Origin of the sequence: Dokdonia sp. Dokd-P16 (assembly GCF_003095655.1) — a bacterium.
Classification (GTDB): domain Bacteria; phylum Bacteroidota; class Bacteroidia; order Flavobacteriales; family Flavobacteriaceae; genus Dokdonia.
On record NZ_CP029151.1, the window covers coordinates 3,505,845 to 3,519,007 of the forward strand.

Here is a 13,163-nt window from a genome sequence, read left to right on the forward strand (position 1 = left end):
AAATGATCAAAGTTTTACTCATAGATGATGAGCCTCATGCACACGGATTATTAAAAACAATTATTGAAAAATATTATTCTTCAGCTCTAGAAATAGCAGGTATTGCCGAGTCTGTTGAGGAAGCTAAAAATATAATTTACAATGGTAAAATTGATTTAGTATTTCTTGACATACAGATGCCGCAAGAAAACGGATTTGAATTATTTACTCACTTCCCTACTCCTACTTTTGATGTGATATTCACAACAGCCTATGACTCATATGCTATACAAGCATTTAAGTATAGTGCCATTGATTATTTACTCAAACCTATCGACAAGGAAATTTTTGAGCAAACGCTACAGCGATATTTATCTAATAACACAGTAAAAAGAATTCAAAAAGATCAAATATCAATGCTCAACGAATACATGAAGCATGTAGATGAGGGAAAAAAGAGAATACGCTTTAATACGGCTAGTAGTATAGAGTTACCATTAGTAAGCTCTATACTTTATTTTAAAGCTGCAGGAAACTATTGTGAAGTGTACTTTCGAGACGGTTCTAAGATTGTTGTTTCTCAATCTTTAAAATCTATAGAAGAAAGGCTTCCATTATCACATTTCTTCCGCACGCATAAAAGTTATATCATTGCCATAGATACAGTTGTGAGGTATGATAAGATTGACAAATATGCAGTACTAATGGATGGATCACAAATAGATATATCTCATAGACGTGAAAATCAATTTATAAAAACGGTCCTTGAAAATAACTAACCTACCCATCTTTTTCATTGCTCTATTTGGATTTCTGTGTGCAGCACAAACCTCTCCTTTTACACAATACAATACTTCATCTATATTGCCTAACAACACGGTGCGAGCCCTATATGTAGCACATGATGGGGCACTCTGGATAGGAACAGATAATGGCTTAGTTCGTAAATATAATACTACAATTAATTCATACTTTAAAGAAGATGGTTTACCCCTGAATAATATTTGGGCTATTACAGAGGATGCAAATAATGAGCTCTGGGTAGGAACTTACGGCGAAGGAATAGCCCACTATGATGGTGAAAAGTTTACAAAAATCTCAAGCAAACAAGGGCTTATTCATAATGAAATAACACATCTCTTTAATTTCCAGAATAATCTATACATAGGTACAAGCAACGGAGTTTCGATAGTATCAACTGCTAGTAAAAAGGTTATAGCGTCTACAAAAGCTACAACAGATGAAGTTATCCGGATTTCAGGCTTCTTTGAATTTAACAAAGAAGTATATGTAACCACTTATTCTAGTGGGATTTTTAAACTTTCCCGAAAGGGGAATCATGTTGATCTCCAAAAAATTTCAGATCATTCATTTATATATGCCGCTCACCAAAGAAACGACTCCTTATATCTGAGTAACAAAAAGTATATTTCTGTATTTGCAATTAACGATGTTATAAATAAGAAAATAATTGCCCCGAGAATTATAGAAAACCAATCTATTGTTTGGGATTATGTAGAGACAGATAAAGAAACATTATACGGCGGAGCCTGGGGAATCTTTGAAGATGATGGCGGTCTAATAAGATTTAATAAAAGTCTCACAAACAGTTCAAAAATTTCTGAATTACCTAGTAGTGCAGTACTATCCTTGAGCTATGACAATCTGCTAAAAAATCTTTATGTAGGAACTAAAGATGCAGGCCTTTTTGAATTTTCAACTAGCTCGCCTATTGAGAAAATTCCATCCTCTCAAGAAAAAATGGTCGATATCTCTTATTTTAAAAATCAATCGATTCAATTATTTACAAGTGGCTTACAAATAAATGGAAAATTTATAAACTCATCTTTTTTTAAAGAAAAACAGATTAATTACGTCCGTAATAATCAAAACAAGCTACCTAAATACGAAGATTTCTTTTACGAGTTGGAATACGATACCCCAGCTGAAAAAATTGTTTTTTATAATATAAAAACCTCTGAGGATGCCCTATGGATAAACACTAGTATTGGCCTTTACAAATTCTCTCCTTACGGTGCGTTTGAATCTTACCTTCCATTACACACACTCGTATTCGATTTCGGACCAAGTGATGAACTTATCGAAACCAATCCATACCACGGCTTACGCGTTTATAACAATGATGAAAAATTAGACTATACGTATTATCCATCAACATTATTATCGACACCTACTGATGTTGTAAGTACTTTAAAAGGCAAAAATAAAACTTATTTACTCTCAGTTTTCAAAGGATTATTTACCTATGATGGAACATTTAAATCACTTCTAGCAACCGATGTTTGGAAAGAAAAGAAATTGCGTCATATAACAGAATTAGAAAATAATATAGCTGTCAGTAATGAAGCTGGAGATGTTTTTATAATAGATGACACAAAAAACACTTTTAATGTTATTAGAACCATCCATCAGAAAGAAATTAGAGGTAATACGATTTTCTTTTTAAATCACTATAAAGGATGGCTTATTGTAGCAACCGAAAAAGGAATAACATTTAGTAGTGGGAAAAGGCAATTGTTTATAAACGAAGAGCAAGGAATTAAAAATCCAGTTTATGCATCAACAATTTATAATGACCAATTATTACTTGCCTCTGAATTTGGGAAATACACTATTGATTTAAATAAGCTTTTAAATACCCCAAATAAAATTGATGGAATTTTTATAACTAGCCTTAATATTAATGACTCTATAGTATCAAACATATCTCCTAGGTTACAACTAGAATATACAGAAAACAATCTATCTATTGCAATGGAGACTAATGCACATCCATTTCCCCAAAAGCTCACTTATTATTATCGAATAAACGAAAACTCAAGTTGGCAAAAATCAAACAATCAAAAGATTGATCTTCGTTTCTTAAAGCCTGGCGCGTATAACATCAATGTTCGAGTAAATGATGCTTATACAGGGCAATTATTTGAAGGACAACTATTATCATTTACAATTGCGCTACCATTCTATTTAAAATGGTGGTTTCTACTCCTCACGGGATTATTCCTTATGGCGTTAGTATACTTATATTTTAATAGAATACGTAAAAGGCAACTTATTCAATATGCCTTAGAAATTGCGACGACTAAACATATAGAAGAGCTTAAAACGGAGGCTTTACTAGCTCAAATGAATCCTCATTTTATTTTTAATGCGCTTAATTCCATACAACATTTAGTAATGACTAATGAGAATGAACGAGCTTCTGTATATCTCAATAAGTTTTCGAAATTAGTTCGAGCAAACCTAAACAACGCACAACGTCCTTTTACAAGTTTGAGAGAAGAGCTAGACTACCTAAAGGTATATTGTGAAATCGAAAATGAAAGGCATGCTAATAGAATAGCTATTGTCTTTAATATAGACTCGCAGATTAATCCATCAGAAGTTGAAATACCAACGTTAATTTTACAACCTTTTTTAGAAAATGCATTTGTACATGCTTTTCCATCTTCTATTTTGAGCCCTATGCTTGAGTTAACTGTTACTGTATTTAATGCTCATCTTATTAGCTATGAGATTAAAGACAATGGTATAGGTGCCCTATCTAAGTTAAAAAGAAGTACCACTACCTCAAAAGGAATTTCTTTAATAAAGGAACGATTACACTTTTTAAACTATGACGTAGAAACTTCCCTAAACGTCGATTATAGCGAAAACGGCTCGACTATAACACTTCTTTTATGATAATACGTTAATCCTTGTTGTGATTACGATAGTACATTGCTTAGATTTTGAGAGTTGAATGTTGGTAGATTGCGAATTAATCAACTCAAATCATATTTATGAATAAACATTTTTTAATGTCAAAAATGAAATCGTCAGGAACTGCCTATTTGTGTTTCTTCCTTTTCGGTTGTCAATATGCCTACTTAGGTAAATGGGGGCTGCAATTTTTATATTGGTTTACCCTAGGAGGAGTCGGTATATGGGCATTTATAGATTTATTTCATATTCCAACCAAAATCAGTAATCATAATATGATACTATCGAGTCAAATTGAAAGTATTGAAAGAAGAGAGACGGAAGAATCTCATTCAAGAAATATTGCAATGATGGCTGCTGCTACTGGGAATAGAAACGCAATCAACTAATAAATAAATTAAGTCCTAAAGAAAATACATTATGAAGAAATTTATAGTATTAATTGTATCGTTGATAACATTTGGTAGCTGTAATTCAATTGATGATAAGGTAGCAGAATATAGAGCCATTAAAGAAAATATAGACGAAATTATGCAAGAAGTCTCTGATGGTACAAAAGATCAAGAATTAGGAATAAGAGAGATGACCGAGTTGCAGCTTGAACTATTAGAATTTGATCAGGAAGTTACTGACCTCTACACTAGGGAGGAAAAAATTAAGAGAGAAATTGATGTAAAGCGAAAAGAAGATAAAAGGGCTGCAAAACAAGCTGCGAAACAATTTCGAATAGATTCCCTAAGGCAGGAAAAAGAAAAAAAGTTAATGGAAGCTGAGCTCGCTAAACAAGAAAAAGCTTATGAAAAGCAATTAGAGGAGCAAAACAGAAAAGAGGTAGCTGCTATGATTGCAGCTGAAGAAGAAGCTGAAAGAAATTTATATATCAGTGAGCTAAATGCAAAAGGGTTATTTCTAGTAGAGTTTGATAATAGAACATATGAAATAAATGAAGAAGAATGGTTAAACTGGAAAGACTCTGAGAATTATTCGTTTAAAAAACAAGCTGATGAACTAAGAATGATGGTAAACTCAATGGGAAGTGCAAAAGCCAATGGCTTAGCTCAATCAATGTATAGAACATTATCAAAAGGTATTGGAAGAGAAGGAATTACTATGAAAGCTCTCCAAGGTATTCAAACTTACGATTTCTTGACAACTGGAAAAATAAACTTTGAGTGATATTAAACGTTGAAAGAGATTAAGAATAAAATATTGTACAGTTATTATGGGAAAATCTAATAATGTAGAGATTACTAAGGATTTCGATTTTATGAAAGTGGTGAATTTTGTATCACCATCATTTGAAACAGTTGAGAAGGATGTAGCTGAATTAAGAAAAGGAAAACCCAATAAATCAAAGAAACAGCTCTCAACGATTTATGCTAACCGAAATAGAAATAAATATACATCTGTAGGAATAGTTAGTGCATTACCGAGTACAATACCTGGACTCGGAACTGGTATCCAAATCGCAATAGAAGCTGGGACAATTTCTGGTGACCTACTTTTAATGTTAAGATGGATGGCTTCAACTTGCTATGGAGTAGCAATAATTAATGAGAAGGATATAAAATCAGATTTTAACCAAGAATTTGTGAGGATTCTCGGGTTATGGTGCGGAGTCATAGAAGCATCTAAATTGGCAACGGAAAAGATTGCAACGAAAGTAGCTGTTACAACTTTCAATAGAAATGTAAGCGGTAAAACGCTTGCAAAAATTAATCAACGAATCGGAACAACAATTTTTACAAAATATGGAGCAAAAAGAGGGGGGATAGCTCTAGGAAGATTAATACCATTTGGAGTTGGTGCAGCTATTGGTGGATCATTTAATTACTTTACAATGACTAAGTTCAAAGGTTCAGCTATAAAATATTTTGAATCTGATGAGTCTGTAGAATTTACACTAAAAGACATAACAGAATAATTTTTTAAATATTTAATGAATAGTAATGAGCAACCTAAACACAACCTGTCCAAAATGCGGCTCGGAAGATGCCTACCATAATGGAGTAGAATACGAATGCCCAAAATGCGATCACGAATGGTCTAATTCCTAATCTCTTTACTGCTTTGAAGATTTAGGGGATTTCAAATGCTCAACGCTAGTCGTTGGGCATTTTTTTTGCTTGCAGAAAGCACTTTATTAATATCTCACAACAAATTCTAAAAAACCGTCTTTTTAGAAACTCATCTTACTTTGAGTGAAAACTTTCACCTCAAATACTAATAAAGCATTTCCAATAGTATTCTAATTTTATGATTACCAGCAGTTTCACATAAATATTATTTAGTTAAATTTGAAGTAGATTGTATATCTAATGTTAGAAATAGCTAGGTGTGGTAGCTATTCAGGTAGTTGAAATTTATTAAAACATAAAACTCCTTTGTTTATAGGGTTTAGCGCGATAGGGTTTGAATCCAGTCGAGGTCACGAAAAGCTTTGCAAAAAGCACCATAACTGCGCTAATCCTAGGATTAGCGCAGTTTTTTATTTTATATGGTTTCGTTTAATATCATTTAACTGCAAAATGTATGGTAGCAATTGCTACCACAAAGCATTTTCGACCTATACAACCACCTTTAATCACTGATATACAGTATTTTAAATAATTAATTGTAAATTGATCGCTCAATCATATGTGCTTAAAAAAACACGTGATATTCATTACTAGATTATAGGTTTCTTAACAAATAAACATCGATAACTCGATTATTATTTCTTAAAGTCAACTCTATAATTAGATTTGAATACATTTGCTATTGCAAACCCTTAACATATTATCATAATGAGCAATACGAACTTCGTAATGAGCAATGCCGATAAGAACATCTTAAAAATGATGTCTAAAGGCATGACCCACTTAGAGATTTCTAAGACACTAACTGCTAACAATGAATCACCTTCTAGTACCTCTCACATTGAGAAACTAATTATGAAGCTTAAAAAAAGCTATAAAGCTAAAACATCGTTTCAGTTAGGTATACTTCTTTATAAAGACGGAATTTTGAAATAGATTACGTTATTTGAACAAGTAAAAGACGGGAGCTTTGGATATTGAACCTAAGCATTTACTACTTCCCTACTTTAAAAGATTTGCACCCATACAGTTTCCTAAAAAAACTATATGGGTGACTTATCTCTTTCACTTAGTTTATGTCTATATCTTTAAATAAAGAGATCATATAAAATTTAAAAAATATCTAACCACAATTCTCAAACTAAGATTGAGTTACCACCCAATAACCATCTGAAATTATATGGTTTACAAAAGATGACATCTACTTACTCTGCTCAATGTGTGTGTGTGTGTGTGTGTGTGTGTGTGTGTTATTTTAACAGTGTTTCTAGTTCGATAAACTTAACGTTGACGTCCATCTCTTCCTCAATTGCTAAGACACCATTAAATTCTGGATTAAATTCGAAGGTTTTAAAGTAATATCGTTGGTCCTTATAAATACCGTAATCTTCAAAAATTTCTAGTCCCTCTAATTCCTTCAACGAGCAATCTACTGTTTTAAGCAAAGCTTCCTTCCTAACCCAATACCAGTAGAATCTATCTATTGGGCTATTGTCCTGCATAATAACTTTCCACTCTAAATCCGTGAAGAGGTATTTAAATAATTTCAAATCTATATCCTTCCTCTTCTCAATATCGATGCCCACCTGAAAAACGGTACCAAAAATTAAAACTACGTACCCATTACTATGTGATATTGAAAAATTGACATTAGTAAAACTTGGTTTTCCCTTATCAGAATACTTGATATCTTCTATTGAAAAACTTGAATATTCACTTTCTAAAATTGCTCTTTTCAATAGTAATCTTCCCGTTATAAAGCTTAAGAAACTTTCCTTATTGAGATACCTTAATGCCCTATTTACTGTGGACTCAGGTAACTTTTTTAATAATTCCTCATCAGTGAATTGCTGACTGTTATTAGAAAAATTAACGATCCAAATTTCTCCCATTTTATTATTGTTGAAAAACATTTATGATAAAATCTCAATTAGTCTCGTTTATAATTCCTTTTTTTGTGGTACCAACTAATACTTTTTTGGTACCACTTGGTCAAATTTAGGAAAACAATATGATTACCAGGGAACATATCATAGAGATTACAACTCAACTGTATTTAAAAAATGGAGTAAAATCTGTTACCATGGCAGATATCAGTAAGGAGTTGAGTACCTCTAAGCGTACTATCTATAATCACTTTATAGACAAAACTGATTTAATGCAAGCTTGTGTAGAGCAATATCTTGCAGGAATTAGAACTAAAAATGACGATATCATTAATACCTCTAGCTCTGCTATTGAAGCAATGGGTATGATTCAGCAACAGATTTTAAAAAGAGCAAATTACAGCAACGCAAACTTTTATAAAGAGGTACTTAAATATTACCCTAGTATATTAAAAGACTCCTATAAAAAGAATGCAGAGTTTGCTTTTCGAGAGTTACTCTATTTATCTAAATGGGGTGTAAAAGATGGGTTATTCAGGAAAGACTTGGACCCAGAAGTTACGATGGCTACAGTTCAAACTCTTTTGAAATTATGTAATAACAACAAAGTTTTTCCATCAGAACATTTTTCTAAAGCTAGACTTACCGAAGGTATTATGGTTGCTTACTTGAGAGGATTATGTACTGACAAAGGTCTTTTAGAAGTTGAAAAACAAAAGCATCTTTACTTAACTATAGAATAAGAAAATATGGACACTATTAATAGTTCACTCAAAAAAACGCCTGTAGCAATTATTGGCTTATCTGCTATGTTTGCAGATGCAATAAATGTAGAGCAGTTTTGGAATAATATTATCAGTCAGAAAGATAGTATAGTAGATGTTCCTGCATCGCGTTGGAAAATAGAAGATTATTACGATGCAGATCCTATGGTTGCAGATAAAACATACTGCAAGAAAGGTGGTTTTATTCCAGATGTAGACTTTAATCCAATGGAATTTGGATTGCCTCCTAATATTTTGGAAGTAACAGATGCCTCTCAATTACTAGCTTTAATAGCTGCTAGAGATGCATTTGAGGATGCCGGTTATGGTAGAGAATCTGATAAGTTTACAGCGTTATTAAAAGAAAAAACAGGAGTGATTCTCGGTGTAGGTGGTGGACAAAAATTGATTACCCCACTTACTTCTAGATTACAAGCTCCTATTTGGGAAGCTGCTTTGAGAAGTAGTGGAATAAGCGATACAGACATTCCTCACATTGTAGATAAAATGAAGAAAGCATATATAGGATGGAATGAAAATTCTTTTCCAGGTATGTTGGGTAACGTTATTTCTGGCCGTATTACAAATCGTTTTGATCTAGGAGGTATTAACTCTGTAGTAGATGCTGCTTGTGCCGCATCACTTTCGGCTGTAAAAATGGCTGTTTCTGAGTTAATAGAAGGAAGATGTGATATGATGTTAACAGGAGGAGTTGATACAGACAATTCTCCTTTTATGTACATGTCGTTCTCTAAAACGCCAGCATTCTCTCGTAAGGGAAGTATTCGTCCATTTGATACCGATTCTGACGGTATGTTGATAGGCGAAGGTGTAGGAATGCTTGTCTTAAAAAGATTAGAAGATGCAGAGCGTGATGGAGATAGAATTTATGGTTTACTTACTGGTGTAGGTTCTTCTAGTGACGGTCGCTATAAATCAGTTTACGCTCCCCGTCCACAAGGACAAGCGCTAGCTATGCAACGCGCTTATGATGAAGCAGGATATGATGCCTCTACCGTAAGACTAATAGAAGGTCATGGTACTGCTACTGGAGCTGGTGATGCTGCAGAATTTGAATCTATGTCAATGGTTTTTGGTAAAAATAATGCGACAAAAAATAATATTGGGATAGGTTCTGTAAAATCACAAGTAGGACATACCAAAGCTGCTGCAGGTGCAGCCGGAATGATTAAAACAGCCTTAGCGCTATATCATAAAGTTTTACCTGGCACTATAAATGTTACAAAGCCGCATGACAAATTTGGAATAGAAAACTCTCCTTTTTACGTAAATTCAGAAACAAGACCTTGGTTTAAAAATGGGATTCCTCGTAGAGCGGGATTGTCTGCTTTTGGCTTCGGTGGTGTTAATGTCCATTTTGCAATGGAGGAATATGAAAAGAAAAATTCTTTTACAGATAGAATACATCAATCTTTTCATAGTATCTACATTAAAGGAGCGAATACAGAAGACTTATTAACGCTTCTTAAAAATGCTCATACTTCCTTAAATAGCAAAGAGGGAAACACTGCATTTTACAATTTAAAAGAAATTTCAAAGGAAGGCACAGCAGAACAAAGTGAAGCTCGTTTAGGTTTTGTAGCCGAGTCTCTAATTGATTGTATATCAAAACTAGAAATTGCAATCAAACAATTAGAAAGCAATAAGAATGCTTGGTCTCATCCTAGAGGCGTGTTCTTTAGACCTAATGGAATTTCAAGCACTACAAAAGTTGCCTCATTATTCTCAGGTCAAGGTTCGCAGTATGCAAATATGGCAAAAGAAGCTACTAGTAGTTTTGAAAGAATACAACAAACAATTGCAGATTTTGATGCCAAAAAGGGATATGATCTAGCAAATAAAATATATCCAAAACCTGTATTTACAGAGGAGGATAAAGCTATTTTAGAAAAGAACATTACTAATACTGAGTTTGCACAACCTGCAATCGGGGCTATTAGTTTAGGGTACTATAATGTGTTCAAAGACGCTGGTTTTGTAAGTGATATGGTAGCTGGTCATAGTTTTGGTGAACTCACAGCTCTTTGTGCATCTGGTGTTATAAGTCAAGATGACTACATGACACTTGCTATCGCACGTGGAAATGCTATGGCAGGTAAAAATACAAGTGGTGACGCTGGTACAATGCTAGCAGTAAAAGCATCGGCTTCAGAAATCGAACCTTTGATTACCGCTATAACAGATGTTTCTATTGCCAATATCAACTCTTCGAGTCAAATAGTATTAGGAGGAACCACAGAAGGTATTGCTAAAGCTAAGACACTATTAGATAGTAAAAATCACCGCTCTATCTTATTACCTGTCTCTGCAGCCTTCCACACAGATTGTGTAGGACATGCTCAAAAACCTTTTGAAAAAAGTATAGAGACTATAGAATTTACTAGCCCTACCATTCCGGTATACTCAAACTCTACTGGAAATTCTTATCCAACTGAGCCAAGTGAGATTAAGAGAATATTAGGGCAGCATATTTTAAATTCAGTTGACTTTAAAAGCGAAGTCGAAAATATGTATGCTGCAGGAGCGAGGGTTTTTGTTGAGTTTGGGCCTAAGTCTATTCTTACAAACCTGGTAAAAGATATACTGGCAGATAAAGAGCATTTTGTAGTTACAACAAATGCAAAAGCAACAAAAAACAGTGATTTACAAATAAGAGAAGCAGCAATACAACTACAAGTACTAGGGTGTAAATTAAATGCAATTGATCGTAATGCACGTCAAGAAAAGAAGCCTGTAATTCAGCCTAAAGTAGCCGTTAAAATTGCAGGAAACAACTATGTGAGTCCAGCAACGCAAAAAGCCTATAAAGATGTGTTGAACAACGGGTTTAAAGTAAGTGGCGCAACAGATATTATTAAAACTGAAGAAGAGATTAAGGAAATAGAAGTTATCTCAGAAGTGATAAATGCAGTTCCTACATACACAAGTGAAGAAGATCCTACAGACCAAGAAACAGAAGAAGATATGATGGTAGATGTTATTAAAAGTGCCATAGAAGGCATCAAAGAGAATCAATCTAAAACATTAGATATGTTCCAAACTATTTTGATGGAACAAAATAAACAAACCGCACAATTACTAAACTTATTATCTGGAAACCTTGCCCCAGATGAAAATATTCTAGAAGCTCCTACAGCTCCACTATCTATTGACACTCCAGCTCCTGAGGCTCCTGTCACAAAACCAATTGTGACTCCTACAGCTGTACAACCTACCGTAGTAAACACTGCAGCACCCCCTGCTTCTGCACCTGCAGTAGACACTGCCGCTCCTGCCACTGGTAACTCAGAAATGCTAGACCTTATGCTAAGCGTTGTAGCAGATAAAACAGGATATCCTGCAGAAATGTTAGAACTAAGCATGGATATGGAAGCAGATCTAGGAATCGATTCTATTAAACGTGTGGAGATTTTTGGAGCAATTACTGAGCAATCTGATAAATTGTCTGACATCAACCCTAATGACTTAACTGAGCTTAGAACATTACAAGAAATTGTAGATTATATCTCTGCAAAAGCAGGAATAAGCACAACAGCAGCTCCAGTTTCTTCAACTATAAAGGAAGTAGTCGCAGCTCCTGTTGCTGTTCCAGTAGCACGAGCGACACCAGCTGCTGGAAATTCAGAAATGCTAGACCTTATGTTAAGCGTTGTAGCTGACAAAACGGGATATCCTGCAGAAATGCTAGAACTAAGCATGGATATGGAAGCAGATCTAGGGATCGATTCTATTAAACGTGTGGAGATTTTTGGTGCGATTACCGAGCAATCAGATAAACTTTCAGACATCAACCCTAATGACTTAACAGAGCTTAGAACACTGCAAGAGATTGTAGATTATATCTCTGCAAAAGCAGGAATAAGCACAACCGCAACTCCAGTTGCCCAAACGGAAAAAGAGGTTGTTACCGCTCCTGTTGCTGCTCCTGCAGCACAAACGACAACAACAACTTCTAGCAACTCAGAAATGCTAGACCTTATGTTAAACGTTGTAGCAGATAAAACGGGATATCCTGCAGAAATGCTAGAACTAAGCATGGATATGGAAGCAGATCTTGGGATCGATTCTATTAAACGTGTGGAGATTTTTGGAGCGATTACCGAGCAATCAGATAAACTATCAGACATCAACCCTAACGACTTAACAGAGCTTAGAACATTACAAGAAATTGTAGATTATATCTCTGCAAAAGCAGGAATAAGCACAACGGCTGCAACAGTTGAAACAGCAGTCACAGCTTCTCCAGAAGTAGTTGGCACCGATTTATTCTCTACTCCTATTGTTGAGACAGCAGCTTCTACCGAAGGTAATTCAGAAATGCTAGACCTTATGCTAAGCGTAGTAGCAGATAAGACGGGATACCCAGCAGAGATGCTAGAACTAAGTATGGACATGGAAGCAGATCTTGGTATCGATTCTATAAAACGTGTAGAAATATTTGGAGCAATCACAGAGCAATCTGACAAGCTATCAGACATCAACCCTAACGACTTAACAGAGCTTAGAACATTGCAAGAAATTGTTGACTACATCTCTGTAAAAGCAGGTATTTCAAGTAAAAAAAAAAGTCTGAGCCTAGCTTAACTACAGAACAAAAAAACAAAGTAGGTAAGGACAATAAAATTCAACAAGAATTCTCCTTACCTACTAATTTTCATGGTGTACCAAGAAAATCAATTGGCTTAAAGTTTATTCCTAGAGTTGATGTTTTA

Annotated in this window: 9 protein-coding genes; 8 read left to right on the forward strand and 1 reads right to left on the reverse strand. The window is 34.4% G+C overall.

The features are described 5' to 3' along the window. Positions 1–2 precede the first annotated feature (2 nt). The 6 genes from DCS32_RS15535 to DCS32_RS16370 all read left to right on the forward strand — a co-directional run bounded on the left by DCS32_RS15535 (position 3) and on the right by DCS32_RS16370 (position 5,759). Positions 3–758: a LytR/AlgR family response regulator transcription factor gene (locus tag DCS32_RS15535; RefSeq protein WP_108879120.1), complete on the forward strand. Its 756-nt coding sequence runs from the start codon at positions 3–5 to the stop codon at positions 756–758. Next, positions 745–3,684, forward strand: a complete 2,940-nt coding sequence (locus tag DCS32_RS15540; RefSeq protein WP_108879121.1) for a histidine kinase — start codon at positions 745–747, stop codon at positions 3,682–3,684. The genes DCS32_RS15535 and DCS32_RS15540 overlap by 14 nt, the downstream gene beginning before the upstream one ends. A gap of 98 nt (positions 3,685–3,782) precedes the next feature. Beyond that, positions 3,783–4,091, forward strand: a complete 309-nt coding sequence (locus DCS32_RS15545) for a TM2 domain-containing protein (RefSeq protein ID WP_108879122.1) — start codon at positions 3,783–3,785, stop codon at positions 4,089–4,091. A 31-nt stretch (positions 4,092–4,122) separates the two neighbouring features. Next, positions 4,123–4,878, forward strand: coding sequence for a hypothetical protein (locus DCS32_RS15550; RefSeq protein WP_108879123.1), 756 nt, complete (start codon positions 4,123–4,125; stop codon positions 4,876–4,878). 46 nt (positions 4,879–4,924) lie between these two features. Then, positions 4,925–5,626, forward strand: coding sequence for a hypothetical protein (locus tag DCS32_RS15555; protein ID WP_108879124.1), 702 nt, complete (start codon positions 4,925–4,927; stop codon positions 5,624–5,626). A gap of 25 nt (positions 5,627–5,651) precedes the next feature. Continuing rightward, on the forward strand, positions 5,652–5,759 hold the full coding sequence (locus DCS32_RS16370; protein ID WP_108879125.1) for a hypothetical protein: 108 nt from the start codon (positions 5,652–5,654) through the stop codon (positions 5,757–5,759). 1,271 nt (positions 5,760–7,030) lie between these two features. Here DCS32_RS16370 and DCS32_RS15570 read toward each other — a convergent pair. After that, on the reverse strand, positions 7,031–7,672 hold the full coding sequence (locus DCS32_RS15570) for a 4'-phosphopantetheinyl transferase family protein (protein WP_108879315.1): 642 nt from the start codon (positions 7,670–7,672) through the stop codon (positions 7,031–7,033). 119 nt (positions 7,673–7,791) lie between these two features. Here DCS32_RS15570 and DCS32_RS15575 point away from each other — a divergent pair, with 119 nt between their 5' ends. Together DCS32_RS15575 and DCS32_RS15580 are read left to right on the forward strand one after the other, a co-directional pair. After that, positions 7,792–8,409: a TetR/AcrR family transcriptional regulator gene (locus tag DCS32_RS15575; RefSeq protein WP_108879127.1), complete on the forward strand. Its 618-nt coding sequence runs from the start codon at positions 7,792–7,794 to the stop codon at positions 8,407–8,409. Between the two features lie 6 nt (positions 8,410–8,415). Beyond that, a complete protein-coding gene (locus DCS32_RS15580) occupies positions 8,416–13,035 on the forward strand; it encodes a type I polyketide synthase (RefSeq protein ID WP_108879128.1) in 4,620 nt (1,539 codons plus the stop codon). Positions 13,036–13,163: the final 128 nt, after the last annotated feature.